Annotated in this window: 24 protein-coding genes and 1 other annotated feature; of the genes, 16 read left to right on the top strand and 8 right to left on the bottom strand. The window is 35.6% G+C overall.

Annotated features, from left to right (window positions below; translation table 11 throughout):
- Positions 1-695: IS3 family transposase (locus WQ54_RS16070; RefSeq protein WP_046585443.1), on the top strand; the 695-nt coding region annotated here is incomplete at its 5' end.
- 253 nt (positions 696-948) lie between these two features.
- Here WQ54_RS16070 and WQ54_RS16065 read toward each other — a convergent pair.
- A complete protein-coding gene (locus WQ54_RS16065; protein ID WP_046585440.1) occupies positions 949-1,758 on the bottom strand; it encodes an alpha/beta fold hydrolase in 810 nt (269 codons plus the stop codon).
- A gap of 154 nt (positions 1,759-1,912) precedes the next feature.
- Positions 1,913-2,296 (bottom strand): hypothetical protein, encoded by a 384-nt coding sequence (locus WQ54_RS16060; protein ID WP_231597547.1) that lies wholly within the window; start codon positions 2,294-2,296, stop codon positions 1,913-1,915.
- A 315-nt stretch (positions 2,297-2,611) separates the two neighbouring features.
- Between WQ54_RS16060 and WQ54_RS16055 the strand changes: the two genes are divergently transcribed.
- From WQ54_RS16055 to WQ54_RS16045, 3 genes are all read left to right on the top strand, one after another.
- Entirely contained in the window at positions 2,612-3,073 is a 462-nt protein-coding gene (locus WQ54_RS16055) for a DinB family protein (RefSeq protein WP_046585436.1), read from the top strand.
- 110 nt (positions 3,074-3,183) lie between these two features.
- The gene (locus WQ54_RS16050; RefSeq protein ID WP_046585434.1) at positions 3,184-3,726 is read left to right on the top strand and encodes an AAA family ATPase; all 543 of its coding nucleotides are present in this window, start codon (positions 3,184-3,186) and stop codon (positions 3,724-3,726) included.
- Between the two features lie 122 nt (positions 3,727-3,848).
- Positions 3,849-4,319, top strand: a complete 471-nt coding sequence (locus WQ54_RS16045; RefSeq protein WP_046585432.1) for a DinB family protein — start codon at positions 3,849-3,851, stop codon at positions 4,317-4,319.
- A 547-nt stretch (positions 4,320-4,866) separates the two neighbouring features.
- On the opposite strand, the gene WQ54_RS16040 is transcribed toward WQ54_RS16045, so the two are convergent.
- The gene (locus WQ54_RS16040) at positions 4,867-5,490 is read right to left on the bottom strand and encodes a LysE family translocator (RefSeq protein WP_046585430.1); all 624 of its coding nucleotides are present in this window, start codon (positions 5,488-5,490) and stop codon (positions 4,867-4,869) included.
- Positions 5,491-5,642: 152 nt separating this feature from the next.
- On the opposite strand from WQ54_RS16040, the gene WQ54_RS16035 reads away from it, so the two are divergent.
- From WQ54_RS16035 to panF, 5 genes are all read left to right on the top strand, one after another.
- Positions 5,643-6,188 carry a helix-turn-helix domain-containing protein gene (locus tag WQ54_RS16035; RefSeq protein ID WP_046585429.1) on the top strand — a complete coding sequence of 182 codons (546 nt, stop codon included), beginning with the start codon at positions 5,643-5,645 and terminating at the stop codon, positions 6,186-6,188.
- Between the two features lie 266 nt (positions 6,189-6,454).
- Positions 6,455-7,378 carry a cation diffusion facilitator family transporter gene (locus WQ54_RS16030; protein ID WP_046585427.1) on the top strand — a complete coding sequence of 308 codons (924 nt, stop codon included), beginning with the start codon at positions 6,455-6,457 and terminating at the stop codon, positions 7,376-7,378.
- A gap of 319 nt (positions 7,379-7,697) precedes the next feature.
- Positions 7,698-8,405, top strand: a complete 708-nt coding sequence (locus WQ54_RS16025) for a DNA alkylation repair protein (RefSeq protein WP_046585441.1) — start codon at positions 7,698-7,700, stop codon at positions 8,403-8,405.
- Positions 8,406-8,753: 348 nt separating this feature from the next.
- A complete protein-coding gene (locus WQ54_RS16020) occupies positions 8,754-9,014 on the top strand; it encodes a YhdT family protein (protein WP_046585425.1) in 261 nt (86 codons plus the stop codon).
- Positions 9,011-10,453, top strand: coding sequence for a sodium/pantothenate symporter (gene panF, locus WQ54_RS16015; protein WP_046585423.1), 1,443 nt, complete (start codon positions 9,011-9,013; stop codon positions 10,451-10,453). The genes WQ54_RS16020 and panF overlap by 4 nt, the downstream gene beginning before the upstream one ends.
- Positions 10,454-10,709: 256 nt before the next feature.
- On the opposite strand, the gene WQ54_RS16010 is transcribed toward panF, so the two are convergent.
- Complete coding sequence (locus tag WQ54_RS16010; protein ID WP_046585420.1) at positions 10,710-12,188, bottom strand: PLP-dependent aminotransferase family protein; 1,479 nt, start codon at positions 12,186-12,188, stop codon at positions 10,710-10,712.
- Positions 12,189-12,295: 107 nt separating this feature from the next.
- Here WQ54_RS16010 and WQ54_RS16005 point away from each other — a divergent pair, with 107 nt between their 5' ends.
- Both WQ54_RS16005 and WQ54_RS16000 read left to right on the top strand, forming a co-directional pair.
- On the top strand, positions 12,296-13,093 hold the full coding sequence (locus WQ54_RS16005; protein ID WP_046585418.1) for a PhzF family phenazine biosynthesis protein: 798 nt from the start codon (positions 12,296-12,298) through the stop codon (positions 13,091-13,093).
- A 129-nt stretch (positions 13,094-13,222) separates the two neighbouring features.
- Positions 13,223-14,497, top strand: coding sequence for an MFS transporter (locus tag WQ54_RS16000; RefSeq protein ID WP_046585416.1), 1,275 nt, complete (start codon positions 13,223-13,225; stop codon positions 14,495-14,497).
- Positions 14,498-14,641: 144 nt separating this feature from the next.
- On the opposite strand, the gene WQ54_RS15995 is transcribed toward WQ54_RS16000, so the two are convergent.
- A complete protein-coding gene (locus WQ54_RS15995) occupies positions 14,642-15,517 on the bottom strand; it encodes a DMT family transporter (RefSeq protein WP_046585414.1) in 876 nt (291 codons plus the stop codon).
- A gap of 656 nt (positions 15,518-16,173) precedes the next feature.
- On the opposite strand from WQ54_RS15995, the gene WQ54_RS15990 reads away from it, so the two are divergent.
- The 4 genes from WQ54_RS15990 to WQ54_RS15975 all read left to right on the top strand — a co-directional run bounded on the left by WQ54_RS15990 (position 16,174) and on the right by WQ54_RS15975 (position 18,850).
- Positions 16,174-16,644 (top strand): GNAT family N-acetyltransferase, encoded by a 471-nt coding sequence (locus WQ54_RS15990; RefSeq protein WP_046585412.1) that lies wholly within the window; start codon positions 16,174-16,176, stop codon positions 16,642-16,644.
- Between the two features lie 182 nt (positions 16,645-16,826).
- The gene (locus tag WQ54_RS15985; protein ID WP_046585409.1) at positions 16,827-18,077 is read left to right on the top strand and encodes an RNA polymerase sigma factor; all 1,251 of its coding nucleotides are present in this window, start codon (positions 16,827-16,829) and stop codon (positions 18,075-18,077) included.
- An 82-nt stretch (positions 18,078-18,159) separates the two neighbouring features.
- Entirely contained in the window at positions 18,160-18,534 is a 375-nt protein-coding gene (locus WQ54_RS15980; RefSeq protein ID WP_046585407.1) for a YciI family protein, read from the top strand.
- Positions 18,535-18,646: 112 nt separating this feature from the next.
- Positions 18,647-18,850, top strand: coding sequence for a hypothetical protein (locus WQ54_RS15975; RefSeq protein ID WP_046585406.1), 204 nt, complete (start codon positions 18,647-18,649; stop codon positions 18,848-18,850).
- A gap of 395 nt (positions 18,851-19,245) precedes the next feature.
- Here WQ54_RS15975 and WQ54_RS15965 read toward each other — a convergent pair whose 3' ends face one another.
- Positions 19,246-19,845, bottom strand: coding sequence for a TetR/AcrR family transcriptional regulator (locus WQ54_RS15965; protein WP_046585401.1), 600 nt, complete (start codon positions 19,843-19,845; stop codon positions 19,246-19,248).
- A 26-nt stretch (positions 19,846-19,871) separates the two neighbouring features.
- Positions 19,872-21,371, bottom strand: coding sequence for an FAD dependent oxidoreductase (locus WQ54_RS15960; RefSeq protein ID WP_331435125.1), 1,500 nt, complete (start codon positions 21,369-21,371; stop codon positions 19,872-19,874).
- Positions 21,372-21,802: 431 nt separating this feature from the next.
- On the opposite strand from WQ54_RS15960, the gene WQ54_RS15955 reads away from it, so the two are divergent.
- Positions 21,803-23,881 carry a penicillin-binding protein 2 gene (locus WQ54_RS15955; protein ID WP_046585397.1) on the top strand — a complete coding sequence of 693 codons (2,079 nt, stop codon included), beginning with the start codon at positions 21,803-21,805 and terminating at the stop codon, positions 23,879-23,881.
- Positions 23,882-24,405: 524 nt separating this feature from the next.
- Positions 24,406-24,652: a binding site (T-box leader), on the top strand.
- A gap of 83 nt (positions 24,653-24,735) precedes the next feature.
- On the opposite strand, the gene WQ54_RS15950 is transcribed toward WQ54_RS15955, so the two are convergent.
- A partial coding sequence (locus WQ54_RS15950; protein WP_046585395.1) for a transposase occupies positions 24,736-25,247 on the bottom strand: 512 nt, incomplete at its 5' end.

Below are 25,247 nucleotides of genomic sequence, written 5' to 3'. Positions count from 1 at the left end.
ATGGTTATCGTCGTATCAAGCTAGAATTGAAAAATCGCGGTTCTAAAGTGAATCATAAAAAGGTGCAACGCATCATGAATAAACTCGGACTCAAAGGAGATAAGTTCAAAAGAAAATCACGGAAGTACAGTTCTTACAGAGGGACTATTGGAACTGTTGCCAAGAACCGTATTAATCGCCGTTTCCACACAAATAGGTGTCATCAAAAATTAGCAACAGATATCACAGAATTTAAGTGTTCTGACGGTGTAAAACTGTATTTCAATCCCATTATGGATATGTTCAACGGTGAAATTCTTTCGTATGGGATAGGTATGCGTCCAACCTTAGAATTAGCCCTTAAACCTCTAGAGGAAGCCCTTGAAATAGTAAAAGTTTCAAAGTACAGGACTACTGTACATTCTGATCAAGGATGGCAATATCAACATAATAAATGGGTAAAAACACTTAAGGAATATAGGGTATACCAGAGTATGTCGCGAAAAGGAAACTGTTTAGATAACTCTCCGATGGAGAATTTTTTCGCGTTAGTCAAACAAGAAATGTATTATGGAGAAGCACTGTGCTCATTTGAGGAATTAAAAAAGAGAATTGAAGAATATATCGATTATTATAATAACAAGCGTATAAAGCAAAAATTGGCAGGTATGAGTCCGGTTCAATACCGTATCCATACCAGCCAATCAGCTGCTTAATACAAAACTCTAACTTTTGGGGGTCACATCAAGAATGCTGCCTTTATCTATTTATGTGAAGGTGCTTTTATTTTTTGTAAATAACGTTACTCAACAGGTTTAATCGTAATAGAAGATTTTTATAAGGGACACCTATGTGTTCAACGTTGCATATTAATAACATTAGCTGTTGAACAATCAAACTATTAAATTTGTAAAATGATTAAAGCTTCTTAAATTCCACACCATAAGATATTAGTTAAAGACAGGCAAATCAATCATGTTTATCCACCAAAATAGTGTGTAGTGTTTCTGCAAACTCTTTATGAAACTCTGAATTGTAGCCACCATGATGTCCAGGAAACTCCACAAACTTTGTTTCTAGATGATCCGCTAATAAGTCAGAGCATCTGTAAGCAAAAAACTCCCTTGAAGCAATTCCACCTGCCGGAAGTATATGCATTGTTGAAGATGTCAAAGCAGTCTTTAAGGTATTTATATCTAACGAATAGTTAAGAATTCCAGGGATTTCATTTTCTACAAAGTACGTTGAATTACTCAATAGACGCTCATTTTGCTCAGTATTGTTACGGTTCACTTCTGAATTTGACAATAACTTTACAACCTCATTTCGATGATTCAGCTTAAGGTTTTCCATGAATTGTTTAGCCTGTTCTAGCTCATCTCCGTGTAATAACTCCAATAAGACTGGTTCGTGCGGGATGAATTTTAGTATTTGATTCGGATGTTGTATGCATAAATCTAGTCCGATCACAGCACCGGAACTGCTCCCAAAAACATAGGCAGGTTCATCAGTAAGTTTGGCCAGCAAACGATGGGCATCATCGCTATGTATTTTGACGTGGTAATTCTCAGTTTGATAGGAGATATTACTGCGGGAATGACCACGGCGGTCGTAGGTAACAACTGTGTATCTGTCAGCGAGATCATCTGCTATCATTTGAAGTTTATCGGCGTCGCCACCTCCACCATGTATCATCAACAGTAAAGGACCTGATCCACGTACTTCATAGTAGAGGTTTGCTCCAGGAACTAATAACTTCCGGTTTCTAGCTATAACCATTTAAAGAACTCCTTTCCTAGGTATTAAGTTTCGCCTGATTGTACCTGTATCGTTATGCAGTCATAATTCTCTTCATGATGACCAATTAAAATCCTTCTTCTATTAAACTACACCATGAATCAAGCAGGATACCTCTAGTAAATTCAAGGAAACGTTAGTTAAACAAATTATTTTTAAGTATTTTTGAATGATCTAAATCTAAAGTTCCATAACCCTCATTTTCATTATTACTAATAATTGTTGCAGTATCGTTACCATTAAACCAAATTCTGTATTCATAAAGTCTTTCTGGCATATTTTTATCATATGTATAAAATAAGGTAGCCACTATATCCTCTTTTCTTGACATTTTTGCTGATGTATCAGGTTCCCATTTAACTTTTCTAAAACATCTTTTTAATAAATGAATTGTTTCATCATCTGTTATGATAAGTATATCTTCATAAATTCCTTTTTGAACATCTACTCTCGTTAATTCCCCAGTAGGTTGTAAGGAACATCCCGTGATAAACATTAAGAAAAAGATAAACATAGACATAATTAATTTGTTTATAAAAATTCACCCCCATTATTAGACGGAAATGAATGAAGATAGTTTCAAAAAAGTTCCATCTTATTTGCGATAACCTGCCCGCTGATTTAATAAAATAAAGACTTCGGTAGCAAAAATCCCTAATTAAACATCGGAATAAATTCCCAAATTGCAGACAAATAGGTAAAATAAAATCAATAGTAATGTTATAGAAAAGTTGAATATAATGCAGGAACTATTATAGAAAAGGTTGGTCTATTAATAATAATGTTGTAATAACGGGCGTAGAATAATTTAAAGAAATTGAAGGGGAGAAGAAACATGCAAAAAGTAGTTGAGGGAATCAATCTATGGATACGTAGATTACCAGAAGAGTACAACGCTATGTCTAAAAAAGAAATATCTAATCGGCCATTACCTGCTAAATGGTCTAAAAAAGAGATATTAGGTCACCTATGTGACTCTGCCGTAAATAATCTTGAGCGGTTCATAAGAATTCAATATGAAGAACCAGTATATAGTATTCATTCGTATAATCAAGACCAATGGGTCATCATCCAAAATTATCAAGACCGACCTCTTGATGAACTCATAAATCTTTTTCAAACATTAAATAAACATATTGTGACGATTGTTAAAAACATTCCTAGTGAAAAGCTAGATAATATTTGTGACATTAGCAATAATCAACTTAAAACACTCGAGTGGCTTATACAAGATTATCTTGAGCATATGGAACACCACATACACAATCAAATCTTGGTTAAAAATAACGGCTTATAAATTTAGTTCTTTTTTAAAAGTTTACAAGATTTTTGGACTGATGATTACTTTTCATATCAGTTATTATACTGGTGTGCCAAAAAGAAACTTATAAAGAGGGCGGATTCATTATGACACTTCCAAACGGAATTTATATTATTACCGGAATAATGGCTTCAGGAAAATCAACCATTGGACAAATGGTAGCAGAACAATTTGAGAAAGGTGTTCACTTACATGGAGATCTTTTTCGGAAGATGATTGTGAAAGGAAAAATTGATATGACACCTGATTATTCTAAAGCTGCGCTGGAGCAATTAAGGCTGCGATACCACATGACAGCACAAGTGGCTGATCAGTATTTTAAAGCCGGATTTTCTGTTGTTGTTCAGGATAATTATCTGGGAAAAGAAGTGCATTCTTTTCTTCAGGCATTTGAATCGAGACCACTATACTTTATTACACTGAATCCAAATGTACACACAATTATTGAACGGGAGAAAAATCGTCAAAAGAACGGCTATATTACATGGGAGGTTGATCAACTCCATGAAGTTTTGATCAATGAAAATCCAAGGATAGGGCTTTGGATTGATTCATCAGAATTGACTCCTGAAGAAACGCTTAACGAGATTAAAATGAGAGCAGAAGCTGAGGCATGCATAAAAATATAATACAAGCATATTTTGAAAGGATTATTTTTCATTAGGGGATTACTTTAATAAAATGGCCCAATTGAATTACAATTCATTTTTAGTAAGTTTAACTAAAGAAAAATTTATAATTGAGGGGCAGCATGAATACATATTGCCAGAGCGTTTTTAATCAAATGAATGTACTTATTAAAACAGTATTAACCATTATAGATAAGATTGAGGAAAGTGATTTAGAAAAAAGACCCACAGAAAATAAACATTCAATAGGAGAGCTGTTAAAACATATTGCACTTATATGTGAAGCAGATTTATTCATCGCAGATGAAAAAACTTCAGACGAAATGAATGAATACTATTCAAATAAAGTAATAGGAAGTAAAGATGAAATGAAAGAGGAACTGATATCAAATTACAACTTATTAAAGGAAAGGTATAAAGCTTATACAGATAAGGAACTATTCCAAAAGAAAACAGCTTACTGGGGTGTTACATACACTCGTTACGAATGGCTGCTAGAAATTTTGGCCCATCTATCTCATCATAGAGGTCAATTACATGCTATTCTTGTCCATTCTTATAAACAGGATCCAAATATTCATTTGTTTGAGTAAATCGATACTATTTGTTATTCACTTAGAGAGCTAATTTGGAAACTAACTGAATTAACAAAATTATTTTTTTATCATAAAGAAATAGCATTTTTTTATGATGAATGAAAAATCATTACTTTATCATCAGATTATCTAAACAAGATTCACTAATTCCTCAAAATGATTTAATCGATCATTTATTATGAAGAAGTTTAAAAAATTGAGTTAATAAGGTTTATACACAAACTTGAATAGGACTATCTATTGACGCATAGCGTATTTTTCACTGGAGATATTAAAAGGAATAAATTCCAATCCCTTCTGATTTATAAGGTCAAAGGATTTAAAATTACTGAGGACACATAGTTACTATTTGCAGTTGTTAGCAGAAGGAAAAAAAATCATTGACTAGGAATAGTCTGTTTAATTTATTCAAAAATTGTGTCCATGAAAATTTTTCCCTATAAGTACATTTGTGAAATCTTGTACACATTGTAACGAAAATGGCAGATTAGTTGAAAAAAGATGAAAAAACATTGAGATCCTATCCCCATGTTTTTTCATTCGTTTAACGTTGTTTGCTTATTGCTAGCTTTAATCCAAATCCAATTAAAATAAGACCGGTTGTTTTATCCATAATACTTTGCACTTTCGGTGACATTAGCCATTTACGCAAATAATTAATGAAAAAGACGTAAACAAAAAACCAAGTGATGGATAGCAATGTATAAATAATACCCATTATCATGAGTTGCACCGTTGCGGTTGCTCCTGTTTTCATAAATTGGGGTAAGAATGTTAAGAAGAACATGGCAACCTTGGGATTTAGTACATTCGAGTAGAGCCCTTGTTTAAAAGCTGATTTTTTCATTTCAGAGCCATTTTGTTGTTCAACACCGGTAATCTTCTTATTCTTCCTTGTGATGAAAGATGATAATCCGAGGTAGATCAAGTAAATGGCACCTGCATATTTAATGATCTCAAAAGCAACAGCAGACTGCATCAAAATAGCTGATAGCCCAAAAGCAGCGGCAAAAGTATGCACCAAAGATCCAGTTGTAATACCTAGAGCCATTTTATATCCATCTATTCTTCCGTCTGATAAGGTCCTCTTTGTAATAAGTGCTGTGTCGATACCTGGGCTCATAACAACAAATAATGAAAGAATTAAGAATGTTAAGATATCATTCATTTTCTCAACTCCTTACTGACTTGAAAATTGGCATTTGATAAAATATATTTAATAGTATTAAATTTAGTTTAACATAAGTTTCTAAATACGTTAAATAATTTTTAATAATATTAATTCATATTTAATTATATTTAATTTTTAGAGGTGTGGTTATGGAAAATATAGATATTGGCAAAAAAGTTGAGAAATACAGAAAAGCCAAAGGATTGAGCAGTAGGGAATTAGCAAAAAAAGCTGAGATTACACCTTCAATGTTAAGTCAGATTGAACGAGGCTTAGCAAATCCCTCCATTCAGACTCTAAAGGTTTTAGCTAAATCTCTTGATGTTCCTACTTTTAGTTTTTTACTTGAGGAAACGAATACTGAAGATTTAGTTGTAAGGTCAAATGAACGGAAAAAAATGATTGTTGAAGACCTAACATATGAATTATTATCACCTGATTTTACAGGAACACTGGCAACTGCGATTATGAATGTTCCTCCAGCTACATCATCATCTGAGAAACTTTTGGAACACAAAGGAGAAGAAGTTGCTATTGTTTTAGAAGGGAAAATTAAAGTGTTTTTAGATGATAAAGAATACATATTAGAAACTGGTGATAGTGTCAAAATACCATCATATATGATGCATAAATGGGAAAATAATTTTAATAAAAGTGCAGTCATCCTCTTTTCAGTAACTCCACCAGCTTTTTAACTTTTTTCTTTTATTAAAAAGGAAATAAGGGTTTAAACAATAAAAAACATCCTACAAAACCTAAGGTTTTCTTGGATGTTTTTATTTTATTTTAGTGGGAATAGAGTGATCAAAAATTTGTTAGGATAAACGAAACAAGCTCAGATGACATTTTTTCTAAATAAAAGGAAAGAAATTCTAAAAAAAGTAAAAATGTCTTGCACACTTAAACGATTTATTTAATAATTTATATATGAACATATATTCATATATAAAGGGGGAATATAATGGGACACTCACATAGTCACGAACATGGTCATCATGACCACCACCATCACTCAAGTAATAATAGGGTCGCGTTAAAATGGTCTTTTTTCATAATTGCGACCTATATGGTGATTGAAGTGATCGGCGGTATTCTTACTAATAGTTTAGCTTTATTATCAGATGCTGGTCATATGTTAAGCGATGCTGCGGCATTAGGTCTAAGTTATTTAGCTCTTACTTTTGGTGAAAAAGGTGCTTCTCTATCTAAAACTTTTGGTTATAAACGGTTTGAAATACTGGCTGCATTTATTAATGGCATCACACTCGTTGTCATTTCACTCTATATTTTTTGGGAGGCTTATCAAAGGATACTAAATCCTCCAGATGTGGTCAGTGTTGGAATGTTAACGATCTCCATTATAGGTCTAGTCGTAAATATTATTGCAGCCTTTATTTTAATGAAAGGCGACAAGGATGAGAATCTCAATGTAAGAAGTGCTTTCTTACATGTGTTAGGTGATATGTTAGGTTCTTTTGGAGCGATAGTTGCCGCATTACTCATTATGTTTTTTGGTTGGAATATTACTGATCCGATTGCAAGTATTATTGTTGCCATATTAATTATTATTAGTGGATGGAGAGTGACAAAAGACTCTTTCCATATTTTGATGGAAGGTGTCCCAATAAATATTGATGTGGAAAAGATAAAAGAAGAATTATTGAATTTTCAAGGAGTTAAAGATGTTCATGATTTACACGTTTGGTCCATTACATCAGATTTCCCATCTTTAAGCTGTCATCTTGTAGTAGAGCAGGAGGTCGTCCATCAAGACTTACTGGGAAATGCAAAGACTCTATTACACGACAAGTTTCAATTACATCATACAACGATTCAAATTGATGTTGAGGGTTATAAATGTTCATCTGGGGATCATTGTAATTAATAATACGTACCCTTCATAAAGGGTACGTTTAAGTATATAAGAATAATTCAAATTAGCATGCTCCCACTAGGGAAAATTATGTTATATATAAATAAGAAACGAATGTATTCCACAGATATTACCTAAAAAGTGTTTTGTAGCTGCATCATTGTCGTTTGGGATTATTCTAGAGTATGGGTAAAAACAATAAATTCAGGTGTAATGATTTGTGGTACAAGCTGCTAGCTCTTAAAACAAGTTAGTGTATTGGTTGTCAAAGAAAATAAGCTAGTTTGTTAAAAAGAAATTATATGTTTATGGAGGAAGGTTGTGGGAAAAGATGGATCTCGAAATAGTTATGCAGGAACTGGAAGCTCTAGGTAAGGAAAGAATAAAAAAGACATACATAAGCAATGGTGCACACGAACCGCTTTTTGGGGTGGCTACAGGTGCAATGAAGCCCCTTGCTAAGAAAATTAAGAAAAATCAGCCCTTAGCCGAGCAGTTGTACGCCACCGGGAATTATGATGCTATGTATTTTGCAGGCATTATAGCGGACCCTATGATAATGACGGAGTCGGATTTTGACCGTTGGATTGATACGGCGTATTTTTATATGCTGTCCGATTATGTTGTTGCTGTAACTTTGGCTGAAACTAAGATTGCGCAAGCTGTTGCCGATAAATGGATCGCTAGCGGGGAAGAACTTAAAATGTCTGCGGGTTGGAGCTGTTACTGCTGGCTTTTAGGTAATCGGCTGGACAGTGAGTTTAGTGAAAGCAAAATGGCCCATATGCTTGATCTGGTAGAAAAAACGATTCATACTTCTCCTAATAGAACAAAATCTGCAATGAATAATTTTATATACACAGTCGGGATTTCTTATTTGCCGCTCCATGAAAAGGCGGTTGAAACCGCAAAAGCAGTTGGACCAGTCGAAATCAAGCGGGACAAGAAAAAAAGCAGTATACTGCAGGCTTCAGAAAATATCCAAAAGGAAATAGATAGAGGCAAACTTGGTTTCAAACGCAAGTATGTCAGGTGTTAACGTTGTTTGTAGTTTACTACATTAATAAAAAACAAGAGCTCCTACATCATTCAATGACTGTTGACAAGCAGGAATTCTTGCTTATTCAACAATCTTGCGGTTTAATGGGGTAAAGAAAAGAACCTAATTTCTCTGATTTAAAATAGGGGAATTGGGTTTTTATATTTTTTATGATAAGCAAAATTAATCGAGCCTTGAGGTAAATCTTCAAAAGAGGGAAACAGGCAATTTCTTTTTATTTGTGGTACACCCCTATAGTAAAGGTTCTATTTAGGTGAAATAATAGAAAATTATACTTGTCATTCAGTAAATTACGCTTAAAATGAAGTATGGAAAGGTGTGGAACAAATGGAAGATAGACGCTTTAAAATTGCACATCGTGAAGCAATTATAGGGATCATTCTTGTGGTCATTAATTTTGCCATTTGGTTTGGCTTTGCGTATGGACTTGGAGATCAGGACCCGACGACATATGCGTACATTCTCGGTTTTCCAGCATGGTTTTTCTATAGCTGTATTGCTGGTACGATTTTTATGATTGTCTTAATTGCCGCAGTGATGAAATTCTTCTTTACCGAAGTTTCGCTTGAGGAGGAAGAGAAAGAATGAACTGGCAAGTAATTATTCCACTAGCATTTTTCCTTGTCATTATTTTCTTTATTGGCTTTTGGGCAAATGCACGTGTTCGGAAATCAGACTCATTTCTATCGGATTATTTCCTTGGTGGTCGAGAAATGGGTGGGTTCCTGTTAGCAATGACAATGATGGCGACGTATGGAAGTGCGTCAAGTTTTATTGGTGGGCCTGGTGTAGCGTATAATACAGGGTTAGGCTGGGTGCTGCTTGCAATGGCTCAATTACCAGCTGGTTATTTTGTTTTAATGATTTTAGGGAAAAAGTTTGCGATTATTGCACGTAAATATGAAGCAATTACGTTAATTGACTTTCTAAAGGCACGCTATCAATCAAAATCGATTGTGCTGATTTCTGCAATTGCAATATTTGTCTTTTTATTCGCTTCGATGACAGCACAATGGGTTGGTGGAGCACGTTTAATTGAGTCATTAACAGGGTTATCATATCAAGTTGCTTTGTTAATCTTTGCAGTTGCGGTGCTTGTATATGTCATAATTGGCGGATTTGCGGCAGTTGCAGTAACAGATGCACTGCAGGGTATGGTTATGATTATAGGGACAGTCATTCTACTTGTAGCGGTCATTATTGAAGGAGGCGGGGTTTCAGCTATTATGGCGAAACTCGTTCAAGAAAATCCAAATCTTGTTTCGCCTTATGGAGCAGATTTAAGTCTTTCGCCACTTTATGTATCAACATTCTGGATTTTAATTGGTATCGGTGTAATCGGCTTGCCACAAATTGCAGTGCGAGCGATGAGCTATAAAGAGTCGAAAGGAATGCATCGTGCAATCATTATTGGTACAATCGGTATTGGGACAATTATGTTTGGGATGCACCTAATCGGTGTATTCGGACGTGCCGTGATTCCAGGGATTGAAATTGGTGATAAAGTGATGCCAACACTGACACTTGATATTTTACCGCCTGTTCTTGCTGGAATCGTATTGGCTGCACCAATGGCTGCCATTATGTCAACGGTAAACGCATTATTAATTTTAATAAGCTCGACGCTTGTAAAAGATGTGTATTTAAACTTTATTAAACCAAGTGCTAGAGATTCGGAAATTAAAAGCATAAGCTTTACTGTGACAACAGTTGTCGGAATTGCCGTTGTGTTCTTTGCATTGAAACCGCCGGAACTATTAATTTGGTTAAACTTATTTGCGTTTGGCGGGCTTGAATCGACATTTTTATGGATTGTCGTACTAGGTCTTTATTGGAAAGTTGCCAATAAATACGGAGCAATTGCATCGATGATTGTAGGCCTTGTTTCGTACGTTTATATTTATCACTTCCATGGAGATTTATTTGGTATGAATAGTGTAACAATTCCTGTCGTTGCCTCACTTCTTGTATTTGTGCTTGTAAGTATAGGTACAAACCAATTAGTCAAACAACAAAAGATTTTGTAAAGAGATTCATAGCCAACGAACAACTTGATCTGCTCTGGTAACTGTTAGAATAAACCCATCAAAAATGGTTAACTAGAAATATTTTCCACCTGACTTTAAAATACAATGGGCTATTTGAAAAGAAGAGAGAGTAAGAATTCATTTATAGTTTTTTCGAACCCCATTTTAAAAAAATGGGGTTTTACCTTCTCAACCAAAAACTGTTTTCGTCAAAGAATCTATATAAAAACAACAATCTCTTAGAATTGAGACTTAATTAAAAATGTGGTGAGCAATTTTGTTTTGTTTTTGCGTCAATAGTTGACTTAAGAATATTACAAATTGTTGTAACACCTTGTTTTAAATGTTCCTCTTTCATATAAGAGTAGCTAAGGCGTAAATGATGATTTTCCTGTTCTGTAGGGTAACAAGCAGAACCAGGTAAAAAAGAAATTTGTTCTTTCTTTGTTTCTAATAATAGATGATCAGTATTAATCCAAGCAGGAAGAGTTAGCCATATATTTAATCCTCCCTTTGGTATGAACCAAGAAACTTCTTCAGGAGAATGGTTTGATAAAATCTCTAGAACTAGATCACGCCTTATCTTTAGTGCTGTTCTTAATTTCTTTAGATGATCCATCATTCTTTTTGATGTTATAAAATGAAGGATGGCTTTTTGTGTAAGTAAAGGACTCCCTAAGTCGGTGTTAGCCTTGGCAGCTAATAGGCGTTTAAATACAGAACCGGAAGCCGCCAATATTCCAATTCTGCAGCCTGCTGCTAGTGTTTTGCTTAAACCTTTCAAGAATATCACATGACCACAGTTGTCCAGACTTTTCATAGATGCTGGCGGCTTTTGTTCAAAATATATTTCACTAAATGGATCATCCTCAACAACTAAACACTGGATACTTTTCGCTATTTCAAGAATTTGTCTGCGGCGTCTTGTAGGCATTACCGCTCCAGTTGGATTATGGAAAGTAGGAACTGTATATATGATTTTTGGTTTATATTTATCACATAAATTCTGAAGTAAATCTACTCGCATCCCATCACTGTCAACAGGCACTGTAAGGATCGTTGCACCTCTCCCACGGAACACATCAATAGCTCCTGGATAAGTTGGGGCTTCCATTATAACCACATCACCTGGTCCAACAAATGTACGTGCAACTAGGTCTATCCCTTGTTGTGAACCGCTTGTAACTAAAATATTATCTGGGGTCGTTGGTACATCCATTTTGTTTAGATACTCACACATTGCTTGCCTAAGCGCTATATCTCCTTGAATTTCTCCATACTGTGATAGTACTTTTGGATTTTCAGAAAGCATTTTATAAATCTCTTGCTCTAAATACCGATTAGGAAGAAGTGCAGGATCAATCATAGAAGATGAAAGATGAATCTTTTGAGGGACCTGGTGATAACGAGCAAATTGCGATCTAGGTAAATAATCTTGAATAGAAAGCTGCCAATCGTATGAAACGACCTCTTCTATCTTGTCTGTTTTTTCATTTTTAGTTTTTCTTATAAATGTTCCTTTTCCTTGAATAGATGTAATAAAACCCTCATGTTCTAGTTTTTGATATGCCTTTACCACCGTAACTAAACTTACTCCAAGCTGTTTTGATAACTCCCGTACAGAAGGTAATTGTGCCTCTTCTTCTAAGAGTCCAGAACGGATATGATCCAGAATTGAATGGTATATTTGCTTCGTTAATGAAATGTCCGCATTCCGTTGAATTTCAATGTGCATTAGATTATCTCCTTTTAGTGTTATACATTGGTGTTGAGTGTTATATATAAACAGGTGTAAACTACCATTAATTTATTGAACACATTATAACACTGGAGGAATATGAGATGAAATATTTTGTAGTTGATGCTTTTGCAGAAAAGGTTTTTGAAGGAAATCCAGCTGGAGTATGCTTGATGAATGATTGGATTTCAGAAGAACTTATGCAGAATATAGCCATTGAAAATAATCTATCCGAAACAGCTTTTGCAGTAAAAGAATCAGATCATTATCGGCTTAGGTGGTTTACACCAGGAGGGGAGATTGACCTTTGTGGACACGCAACATTAGCAACGGCTTTTATCATTTTGAATTATTATGAAAAGCATTTGGAAACGGTCAAGTTCAATACAATTAGTGGAGAATTAACCGTAAATAAGCAAGATGATTTGTATGAACTAGATTTCCCATCCGTTCCTTCAGAAGAAATTTCTGTTACCGATCACATGGTCAGCGCTTTGGGAATTATGCCAAAAGAAGCCTACTTAAATCGAGACCTTGTATTTGTATTGGAGTCCGAGGAAGAAGTGAAAAACGTAAATCCTGACTTTGCCAAATTAGAAAGATTACCAGAAGGATTGGGTGTTTGTGTTACAGCTAAAGGAAGCGAATTCGATTTTGTTTCGCGAGCATTTTTTCCTAAATTAAAAGTTAATGAAGATCCGGTAACAGGTTCTTTGCACTGTAGCTTAATTCCTTTTTGGGCAAAGAGATTAGGTAAACAGGAATTGGTGGCACGGCAACAATCAAGGAGGGGTGGCACGCTATATTGCAAACATGAAGATATGCGAGTAAAAATGGCTGGAAAAGCGGTTCTTTATTCAGTAGCTGAAATAAATATTGGGCTTGAAAAAGAAATACTTTAATTATAGCGAAAACGGTTTGTATTATTGGAGGAAGAATGCAATTCTAAGCATTATAGCTGGAACAAGTAAAAAGTTTACTTGATAATTTAATAAATTTTATCACTATATTCATACCAGAGGGGTGTAGAGTTGAGGCGTTTTCATTATAGTTGGGTTATTTTACTCATAGCCTTTCTTTCTATTATTATTGCAGGTATTGTACGATCATCATCAGGGGTCTTCATTGTTCCATTTGAAACTGAATTCGGATGGGAACGGTCAACAGTTTCATTTGCTTTTGCGATAAGCCTTCTTCTATACGGAATTTCTGGTCCATTTATGGCTGCTCTAATTGAAGTAATTGGCTTAAAGAAAATGATGATATTGGCCATGACCACGTTAATGTTCGGTGTTTTTCTCACCTTTTTTATGGTGAATTCATGGCAATTAATTTTGATTTGGGGAATCATTATAGGCCTAGGATCTGGTGTGTTTTTAACGGTACTAAGTTCATATGTTGCAAATCGGTGGTTTGAAAAAAGAAGAGGGCTTGCGTTGGGTATTTTAACGGCGAGCACAGCAACCGGACAATTGATCCTTCTTCCAATACTAGCAATCATTGTGGAGTCACATTCATGGAAATGGGCGATGGGACTTATTTTCATCCTTAGTTTTATTATGCTCATGATTATCCTATTGTTTATGAAAAACTCACCTAAAGAGGCAGGGGTCCTTCCATATGGAGGAGTAGAGAAATCCTATGAAAGTGAAGTTGACGAAAAAATAAATCCAATTACAAGTGCCTTTCAAACTTTATTTGAAGCTGTAAAAGTTAAGGAATTTTGGTTATTATCAGGAAGCTTTTTTATCTGTGGACTTTCGACTAACGGATTAATTGGTACCCATTTTATTTCTTACTGTATAGGCTTTGGTTTTGCTGCTGTAACTGCTGCTTCAATGCTCTCGTTAATGGGGGTGTTTGATTTAATAGGAACAACTCTTTCAGGTTGGCTGTCCGATCGGTTTGATAATCGATGGTTGTTGTTTTGGTATTATAGTTTGAGAGGAGCTTCACTTGTATTTCTTCCATTTGCATTGACTGAAGGTTCAATGACACTTTTGCTTATTTTTTCTGTTTTTTATGGTTTAGATTGGATTGCAACTGTACCACCTACGGTTAATATTTCAAGACAGATATTTGGAATTGATAAAAGTGTAGTTGTTTACGGGTGGATTTTTGCTGCCCATCAATTAGGTTCTGCAGTGGCTGCAAGCGGAGCAGGTATCCTTTACAACATTTTCAACTCCTATTCATGGGCATTTGCGCTAGCAGGGATGTTCTGTTTATTGGCAAGTCTTTTCGTAATAGTAATAAAAAAGCAAACATTAGAAATTGAGGTAAATCAACCGAATATAGCTAAATAAGATATTGTGAAACTATATACCGTTTCTTCAAAAATAACAAGATGGTATTTTACGAAAATTGCTTGTTGATTAAATGTGAATTTTTTTATACATTCATGACGAGTTCAAAACCCCTACAACTATAGTTGAAGGGGTTTTTTCATACTATTTTTTCTCGATGATAACGAATAAAACACCTGTGAGAATGAGGATAGAGCCTACCCAAAACGATACGCCTATCTTCTCTCCAAGTATTAGCCATCCAAGTAATGTACCAACCAAGGGTTGAAAGAAGAAAAAAATCCCGCCGCTAGAGGCGTTAAGCATTTGTAAACCACGATTCCAAAGTAGAAATCCACTTGCAGTTGAAACAACTCCCAAATACAAGAGTCCTCCCCAAATGGTCGGTTCTGTCAGTTGATAAATATTAATTTCGTGTAATCTTGGCAAAACAAAAGGAGTCAATACAATTAAGGCAACCAAAATTGAATAGGTAGTTACCACAATTTGTGAATAATTACTAGGCAATCGCTTAACAAGTACAGACATGAACGCCCATGTTAAAGCTGCAATAAATAACGCTATACCTCCAAGCGTACTGGAACTATTCACATCTCCGATTCCAACAATAAAAAGAACTCCAATTGTTGCTAAACAAACGGAGATTCCCTTTTTTAACGTTAACCGTTCTTTAAGGATTAAGCGAGCAAAAACAACCATAAATGCAGGTGTTGAAGAAGTTATAATCGCTCCCATTTGTGCTGTTGATAGCATAGTGCCAGTTTCCTGAGCAACAATCGAAATCGTATTTCCAATGATCCCAATTGCTATGATTATTAAGAAATAACGTTTTTCGATTCGCCACTTTTGTTTTGTTATAAATCCGATAATAAGAAGAGCAACAATAGCTACTAAATATCGCAACCACACAAGTTCCAGTGGTGGTATAACCGATACTACAACTTTAACAACAACATACATACCGCCCCAAATACTTGAAGCTAAAATTAAATATAACGAACCTAATAAGGTGTTTTTCATTTTTTTACCCTCCGTCTTTTGATTAGGTCGAGAATGCCCCTAACGGAGAGATGTAGTTACCTTCACTCCATTATGAGCAGAAGGGTGCTACTGGTACATCATTTTCAAATAATGGAGTCCAATACATTTTGTTTCACCTCTATTCGAATTTATCTCCAATTAGCTTTTTATATTATAACAAAGTATTTTAAACCCGTGTTATCAAGTTAATTAAGAAAAACTGAGAATAGATTATTAAAAATGTTCGTAAATAAACCGATGCTTTGCTTTAGGGTAAGCCTTTATTATTATCCAACGTTGTAGAAGAAGGAATTGCAGGATGCAGGAAGAATTAGTAATAATAAGGAATAAACATTAGAGTCCTTTGTTAAACCAAGAGCTAAATAGATTGGTTAGTAGGACCATTGATTCCTATAGGATGGAATAAAAAGGTGATTTAATTTCTATATCAAGTATTTAGTCATTTTTAATGCTAATAAATTTGTAAAAAAGGAGACTATGCTAAAAAGAGGATCAATCAATTTTTTTCAGCATTGTTAAGCTGAGTATCCAAGAGTTCAAGACCGCAGCTACCATTTGGCCCACTAACGGAGCAGGAATGCTAATAAAAGGAAATGAAATTTTTTTATAAATATATATGGAACTGAGGAAATGATATGGAAATTGTTGAACTTCGGGATAGGAATGATTTATTTGAAAAAGCAATTCAAGTATTTTGGAGAGAATGGGGAAACGAAAAAAATTATAAATTTTATGAAGACGCTATGATTCATTCATGTACTACTTCATCAGATATTCCAAGGTTTTATGTTGCGATAGAAAAGGGACATATCATTGGGACATATGCATTATTAAGAAATGACCTTAATAGCCGGCAGGACCTATGCCCGTGGCTTGCTTGCCTTTACGTTGATGAGGAACATAGAGGAAGAAAAATAGGTTCCAAGCTACTTCAACACGGGCTAAAAGAGGCAATCAAAAAAGGATATGAAAAGCTTTATCTATCTACAGATCTTGAACATTATTATGAAAAATATGGATGGAGAAATAGTGGCATAGTTTATGGAGTAAGTGGGGAACATATTAAGCTATACGAAAAAGACACAGATTTAAAAACAATAAAATGAGGTTGTTAATAAGGATACTTACACTAACAAGTGCATTTCTTCAAATAGGGAGGAGTGCTTTTTTTATGAACAAAGTTCAAATTTGTTTAAAGAAAAGGATAAAAAATGACAGAAAGTTTTATAGCCATGTCGTATTTACGATTTTTCATTCGTTATACCTATAGAGGAGGTTTGAATAAAAAATGACTGAGCATTGTATTCATCATAAAATCGAATTGGTCTGGAAAATGGAATCCCCTAAAATAATTGCTTCCTTAACAAAGATGGTTAGAAATGTGGGGGTTGCCGAAGATCTTGCCCAGGACACACTAATCCTAGCGTTTGAACGGTGGCCGAATTCTGGCATTCCGAACAATCCAGGTGCATGGCTAATGACAACCGCAAAAAGACGGGCTATTGATTATTTTCGTAGAAATAAGCTACATAATCAGAAATATCATGAGATTGCTTATCAGTTGGAATCCCACCATGAAGTTGACTGGGATCAAGTTCTTGATGATGAGATTGGTGATGAACTATTGCGGTTAATTTTCATGACTTGCCATCCCATTTTGTCCCAAAAGGCTCGCGTAGCTCTTACACTTCGATTGCTAGGGGGACTAACGACTGAAGAAATTGCACGAGCGTTTCTTGTTGCTGAACCAACTGTCGCACAACGGATCGTCCGGGCCAAGCGGACACTGTCTGCTGCTCAAGTGCCATTCGAAGTACCTCTTAAGGGAGAATTTGAGGAACGGCTTTCTTCTGTCCTTGAAGTCATTTATCTGATGTTCAACGAAGGATATTCGGGATCCTCAAGTGATAATTGTATTCGCCCCGTGCTCTGTAGCGAAGCATTACGACTATGTCAACATATTGCTGACATTATTCCCAATGAGTCCGAAGTACATGGTCTTATAGCCTTAATGGAGATACAATCGTCCAGGTTTAATGCACGAGTCGACCCAGCAGGAGATCCTATTTTGCTTTTAGAACAAAATCGGGAACTTTGGGATCAGCTGATGATTAGTCGCGGTTATCATGCACTTGAAAAGGCAGAACGATTAGGAGGGACACTAGGCATGTATGGGCTGCAGGCATCTATTGCAGCGTGCCACGCGCGGGCCAAAACTGCTGAAGAAACGGACTGGGTTCGCATTTCAGCTCTTTATCATGAACTTGCTCAACTCACACCTTCTCCAGTTGTTGAACTGAATCGAGCTGTGGCTCTTTCTATGGCATACGGAGCAGCAGCTGGATTAGAAATTGTTGATTATTTGCATTTGGATCCCGTTATGAAAAATTATTACTTACTTCCAAGTACTCGAGGGAACTTACTCCAGAAGCTAGGCCGACTTAGTGAAGCATATGAAGAATACATGCGTGCGGCTTCGTTAACCACCAATACGCGGCAGCGCGAATATCTTTTGAAACAAGCCAACGATTGTAAGTGAAAATAGTCGCTTTTATTGTGTCGATTTTGCTGTTTCCCGATCGTCTATATAGTATATGAACAAATTTTAAGGAGAGATTAAGATGATTTTTCTATGTATTGGTTATTTAAATTCTGAAAAAATGGACACCCGACCAAAAGAAGAGATTGATGCAGTTATGAAAGAATGTCTGCCTCATCTAGAGGAATTCTACAAAAACGGGCAAGTGATAATAGATGCTGGTCTTGAATCGGAAACAAAATGCTTGCGTCGGTTGAACGGAAAGGTAACGGTTACTGATGGCCCTTTTACAGAAACCAAAGAATTAATCGGAAGTATATTCCTTATAGAAGCAAAAGACATTGAAGAAGCCATTCAGATGGCCTCACTGCATCCGACAATACAGGTAAGTGCGGGAGAGGAATTTGGCTGGCGTATTGAAATTCGTCCTGTACACTATTTCAAGAAGAGCGAATAATATTTCTGAAAAGTCTTATTTAGCCATTTAACAGATTAAACTACGTTCTCACTTGTGAATAGTACAATCTTTTGTAGCCATATCTTATCTAAAAACTCTAAGGTGTGACATTATGAGAATAAAAAAACGAAATCGTGTTATATTCCAATCAATTAAAGGTTCAACAATAACAAAATTTTTAATCATTGATTGTATTATCTGTACTGGTATTTATTATGCCATTAATTTATTTACATCAAGTGTATTAATTGGAATTGCAGGCAGCCTTATTGGAACTGAAGGGATTAAAAAAGTATCAGTTAAGCTATGTAAATAAGCAAAAGTAGTTATTTTTAAAATATTGGAGATGGAGGCGATAATGGTAAAAGAATCTTTTAACAAAAGATTCTTTTATATTTTATATAACATCCCTTATGTTCACTCTTTCTTACGTTCTGCCCGGCTGCTGTTATCATATATCGATATAAAAAGTGATCAACCAGAAAATTTTCTGGCTGATCGAATAATACGAAAGGGTACTTTAGTTAAACAAGCAATGTTGAACATATGTGAGATTCTTACTGAATCTTTTTAATTAGGTTTAAACCTGAGATTTAACTTTCGTTTAGGTTTTCTATTATTTTTATAATAATTGGAAGTGCAAATTAAATTCATTTAGCCGCCTCGTTTTAGCTTGTCGCTCAAGGATTAGCGCCTTGCACTTTTTAGTTATTAAGAAGGCCTAACGATAAATCTCAATAAAAAATCGACTTTTGGCATCTGATAATTTTCATCGCCCTGAATATTCAATGTCATTAGACCGGAAAGAAGAGATAAATAGCATGATATCAGTTCGCCAGGATTATCTTTTGCAAATTCCCCACTTTTCTGACCTTCAATGAAAAGGGGTTCAAGTATGTCGATGTAAGTCTCCATGGTATTCTCCTCAATAATCTTTTTGGCCGTTATTGGTACTTCATCTGACGTACGAGCGTGATGCATCAACATGAAATAAAGTTGGGAGCCTTCATTGAGTATCTCAGCTGTTAACGTTTTTATTTTTTCTAATGGGGATCCAGGTAGTTGATAGATGCTCTTGATTCCGGCAATGGATTCATCAACTGCTTTCTGAACGAGTGTGATAAATAGTTCGTCTTTAGAATCAAAATAGCGGTAGAGAAGCCCGGCACTTATTCCAGCTTCACTAGCGATCATGCTCATTTTCGTGCCAATAATTCCTCGTCGGGCAAAGACCCTAAGGGCTGCTTCTATAATTTGTTCTTTTCGTTCATCGCGAATTTGCTGCAACTGTTCTTCGTTTAATGGTGCAATGATGTTTCACTCCTATACTATTTTTATCATGATTGTGCATTTAAATATTCATAAGCTGTTGAGGGAAAGGATGGTAGAATCTTAGACAATTGTTCATCAACTGTCTGACCATATCCCTTTGAGAGTTCAAAAAGTAATTCTTCCCTTTCAGAAGATGCTTCCTCAGAAGCAAGAATGGCAGCTAACATTTGCGAATTTATTAGTTTTTCTAGTGGTAAAAATAATGTATTCACCGCCCAATACAAACCATATCGTTCAAAATTACGTTTGGTAGTTGCATGTTTAATATACAATGCAAAGTATTTTTGAGCAAATTCAATACCCTTCAACGGTTTGCCTGCATATTCAACTCCTTGCCATGGCAGATCAGCTGCACAATTCAACCACCAGGCAGGTTCAACAATTTCATTCATTTTTTGAAGTATGTTACGTTCAAAATAGGGCAAGGGATGATTTCGTTGTTCACGCAAGCAGGAGTCTAACACCTCTGCTTCTATTGCAGCCATTGTAATTCCTTGGCCAAAAATCGGATCAAAATTGCAAAAAGCATCTCCTAAAACCAACAATCCTGATGGCCATTGCTCCATTTCTTCAAAGTGATGACGGAATAATTCAGTAATTCTATAACCTTTGGGACCTGTAATTGGTTCAAGCTCTTGCAACACTTCTGCTATTAACGGATCGGCAAGTTTTGTAAATTCTTGTTCATATTCATCGACATTCGTGGTTGGATAATGCCCCCCAGGACTATAAAGGACTGTTTCAGCTATGTTGTTCTCTATTGTGGAAAAACACCCAGTTAAGGTCTTATTGGCGGGATCTCCTGCAATTCGAATCACATCCCAATTTACTGACAAATGAGAGGGAATCTTGTAATGGCGTGTGCTGTAACCAAGAGAGACTTTGAGGATATCAGGATTTGGCACTTCAAAACCAAGCTGCTGCAGCCATTTACACAATTTAGAGGAACGGCCGCTAGTATCAATTACGAAATCTGCATCTAGTGCTTTTTGCTGGCCGAGCAGTTCTCGTTCTCGAATATGGACACCTGTTACAACTGATTGATCTGAAATCATTTGCAAGCCGATTACGTCAACTTTTGTAAGAAACTGAACATTCGAAATCCCTTTCACGCGATTCCGACATACCCACTCGAGTAATGATCTGCTGAATGTTGCATCATTTTCTGTATTGGGCATGACAAGGAATCCATATTGATTGGTCTGGTGAATCATTTTATTCTGTGTAGTTGGAGCCCCGCAAGTCAGTAATTCATCATTAAATCCAGGGAAGAGCCGTTCCATTATCATTTTACCTCGAGGTGTAAACCGATGTGGGTGAAAAGCTTGAGGAGTGCCTGCTCGAATTTCAGGTTTCACAGGTAGATCATCTTTTTCAATGATAAGCACTTCTGCAAAATAATTAGAGAGTACTCTTGCAGAGAGTAGTCCAGCCATACCTCCGCCAATCACAATTGCTTTTTCCCAATTGCCATTAATAAATGTTACACCTGGTTTGATCATCATTTTAGCCCCCAATACAAAATTGTAAATAATTAAATAGCCAGTAAAGAAATAACGATACCAATAAAGAAATTTAAAATGAATGAATGATTCATTCAATAAAATAATAAATTGAACCATAAAAAAATGTCAACAAAAAATGTAAAAATTAATTCAACAATGATGAATGTTATAGAACATTTTTGCTGCCTATAAGTTTATACAGATTAGTCAGTGAAAAAATAGGCAGAAGATTAATTCTACAATAGATGAAAACATAGTTTTACAATACGGACAAGCTTCACTATAACGAGATTAATAAAAAGTTTGTCTACGGTTCTTATAATCTTTTTTATATAAAAGTAGTTTTGGGAAAATAAGACTATCCATATGAAAAGAAATATAATAGTATAGTATAGGTGATATTTTCAAAAAATTGTAAGGGGAGGATTACTTTGACAGAACCTAGCACAAGTGCATCCGAACAGCGTGTGCTAAAAAAATCGAGATTTATCCGAATAAACGCATTATTCTTTGTTATTTTTTTATTGTTTGTTGCCATCATTGTTCGTCTTGGAATCGTGCAAATAGTCCAAGGGGAGGATTTTTCTAAGGAAGTATCACGAACGGAATCAGATTTTGCAAGTCTTCCAGCTCCACGTGGAAAAATGTATGACCGTTACAATCGAGTTGTTGTAGACAATATAAGTGTACAAGCTATTACATACACCGTTGAAAAAACAACAAAAACAGAAGACAAGGTAAATACTGCAAAGAAACTTGCGAATTACATTAGCTATGAGCCTGCATACTTAAAAGAAAAATTAAAAGAACGTGATATACGTGACTATTGGCTCGCATCACATCCAAAAGAAGCAGAAAAGCTACTTACGAAAAAGGAATTAGAGTTAAAACCATCTGAAACATACAAATTACAGGTAGAGCGTGTACCTGGTGCAGCAATAACAGCCATTAAAGAAGATCTAGAAGAACAAAAACTTGCTTATATTTACACTCGTTTTTCATCAGGCTATCAATATGAGCCACAAACCGTAAAATCATTAAATTTGACAGAAGAAGAAATTGCTATAGTTGCCGAAAATTTAGAGGATTTACCGGGAGTAGATATTATAACCGATTGGGATCGCTCATACCCATATAGTTCGTTAAATACAATCTTTGGAGGTATAACAACACCTGAACAAGGGATACTCCAATCTCGAGAGGATTTTTATACGGCAAGAGGATACTCTCGTAACGAACGGGTAGGTAAAAGCTATATTGAATATCAATATGAAGATTACCTTAATCCAAGAAAAGCAAAGATTGAATATATTACGGATAAAAGTGGAACGATCGTTTCTAAAGAGGTCGTTGATCAAGGTCAAAGAGGCTATGATTTAAAGCTTTCTTTTGATATAGAACTTCAAATGGAAGTAGAGAAAATTGTAGAAGAAGAATTACGCAGGGCAAGAAGCAGTTCAGGAAACTTCTTGTTGGATCGTGCATTTGTTGTGATAATGGATCCTTTTCAGGGTGATGTGATGACTATGGCAGGTAAACTAATAGATCCAGAAAATGGAGATATGCTTGACTATGCATATGGTACATTTGCTTCACAGTATGAAGCAGGATCAACTGTAAAAGGAGCAACAGTTTTGTCAGGTTACCAAGATGGTATGCCGCATGGTCAAGGTTATTACGATACAAAACTTTATTTTAGAGGAACACCGCCAAAGGGGTCTTACAGTAACCTGGGATATGTAAATGATTTAAGTGCCTTAGAGCGTTCGTCAAACGTTTATATGTTCCGTGTAGCAATGAGAATTGCTGATGTTCCGTATGTGAAAAATGGACCGATTAATGTAACACAAGAAGATTTTCAGAAGTTACGAAATTATTTTGCGCAATTTGGTTTAGGAGTTCCAACAGGTATCGATTTACCGCAAGAGTCTGCAGGTCTAATAAGTACTCCAGATACCGGCGGTAAACTTTTAGATATAGCCATTGGTCAATTTGACACTTATACTCCACTCCAATTAGCACAATATGTGTCGGCTATAGCTAATGGTGGTTATCGTGTTCAGCCGCGAATTGTAACAAGTATTCATGCCCCGGCTAATAACGGAGAACTTGGCCCGATCGCTATTGATAAATCTCCTAACATATTAAATAAAGTAAACAACACATCAGAAGATATCGAACGAGTACAACAAGGGTTTAAACGGGTCGTTTCTGGAAGTCGCGGGACTGCTAGGGCATATATTAAATATGATGTGGCCGGTAAAACAGGTACCTCACAAACACTTTATTACGGGCCTAAACGTGCTTATTGGGGTAGACAAACAAACAACCTAAATTTTGTTGGTTACTATCCTTCTGAAAAGCCCGAAATTGCATTTAGCGTTGTTGTTCCTTGGGCTGGCTCAGACAACGATCCCGTAAATAAAAAAATTGCTAATCGGATAGTTGGTGTTTATGCAGATCTTCAAAAAAAATATGTAACTAGTACTGAAATGAATGAAGCAAAATAAAAGGATAAAAATAAATTGCAAGGGTGCGTTTAATTTGGAAACGCGCCTTTTTTTGATTGGAAAGTATAATTACTCTTATTGTATGAAAGTAATAAATTTGAATTGATTGGTTAAAGGGTAATTAAGTCTTCTGCAAAAAGATCAAAGAATAGGAAATAGAGTTATAGTTTATTCTAAGAACAATGAAGCAGCTGTTATTTTCATATGAAAATAACAGGGCTGTTTAATTAATATGTTATTCCATATTTGTGCATTATTTATTAATAACGCAGTACCCTATACAAAAAGAGAAACTAGTACAACCAACGTTGATTATTGAAGCATTTAAACGATAATCTTTAATTGTACCCTTTCATTTTTTCTCCTAAATTAAAAGTTTTAAAAAACATACAAGGTAAAGGCAAAAGAGACTGATAACATAAGTGAAATTTTAGAAAAATCGATAAATTCATTGACAATGTGATTATCAACTTGTATAGTATTGCAATATAGTAATTTACCACATAGATTACTTGATAAAAATAATGAACGCGATGATTAGAAGTAGTAGAAGATTGGTCATGATGAGCAGAGAGCTGCGGGGTGGTGAAACGCAGTCACATGGCACTTTGAACTCGTCTAGGAGTGGTGAAGCCGAATAAATTAGGCTCTAACGACTAACCTCCGTTACAAGGTTTAGCATATTAAAACTGTGCAAAAAAGCTGGACTTTGTAAGAAAAGAAGTCAATAAGAGTGGTACCGCGGTTGGCCAAAAGCCCATCGTCTCTTTTAAGAGATGATGGGCTCAGACCGTAGACAAACCCCATTTCAAATCCTTGATTTGAAATGGGGTTTGCATTTTCTCTTTATTTTCTTAGGCTGGGCATGGATACTTCCATGCCCAGTTTGCCATTTTCTTGAGATTCATGGCAGCAAAAGTTAGCATCGCCTGCATGGCCACTTTTTTAATTCCTCTTAAAGTGGTCCATCGCATGCCATGCTTTTCTTTAGCATCTGCAAAGACACGTTCTATTGTCTCTTTTCGCTTAGCGTATATGTTTTTATTCATTTCTGTATGCCGTAAATGATTAACCTCATCAATTTTATCTTCCCAAATATGTCGGTGAATCATTTTCCTCTTATCCTTACTGTGTGTACATGAATCAAGGAGTGGGCAATCCTTACAAATGGCTGGATTTGATGCGTATTGTCTGTAACCATCTCTGGTCGTTGTGCGGTAAGGAAGTATTTGATCCTTCGGACAAATATAGCAATCATAATATTCATCGTAGACATATTCATATTTTTTCATGAATTCATCTTTAGTGTGGGGTCTTGTGTAAGGCATAACAGGTCTAATTTCTTTGTCCATTAAATATTTCGCAA

The sequence above is a fragment of the Bacillus sp. SA1-12 genome (genome assembly GCF_000981385.1).
Lineage (GTDB): Bacteria > Bacillota > Bacilli > Bacillales > Bacillaceae > Metabacillus.
This window is presented reverse-complemented; position numbering and strand designations above follow the sequence as displayed.